We start from the raw sequence: 333 nt of genomic DNA on the forward strand, positions 1-333 counted from the left end.
TCTTAACCCTAAAAAAACTAGAGCTGCAATTCCAATTAATAAAAATAAGCCTACCCAAAATTCATATTTAACTGCTTGTCGCATAAAAAAATCCTTAATTTTCTACCGCACTTCACTTATTAACTTGCACCAAACATTAAAGCTGTTAGTACAAAATCTAATCCTAAAACAACAAGAGATGCATGCACTACTGTTCTTGTTGTTGCTTTACTAATACCTTCAGAGGTCGGAATACAATCATAACCGTTGAACAAGGCAATCCAAACAACAGCGATAGCAAAACATAAGCTCTTAATAAAGCCATTTAATAAATCATAGCTCCAACTTACAGAG

Annotated in this window: 1 protein-coding gene; it reads right to left on the bottom strand. The window is 33.3% G+C overall.

Annotated features, from left to right (window positions below):
- Positions 1-119: 119 nt before the first annotated feature.
- The coding region (locus tag EII42_RS12600) for an ABC transporter permease (protein ID WP_199729911.1) at positions 120-333 on the bottom strand (214 nt) is incomplete at its 5' end.

The organism is Tessaracoccus sp. OH4464_COT-324 (assembly GCF_003932855.1).
Lineage (GTDB): Bacteria > Actinomycetota > Actinomycetes > Propionibacteriales > Propionibacteriaceae > Arachnia.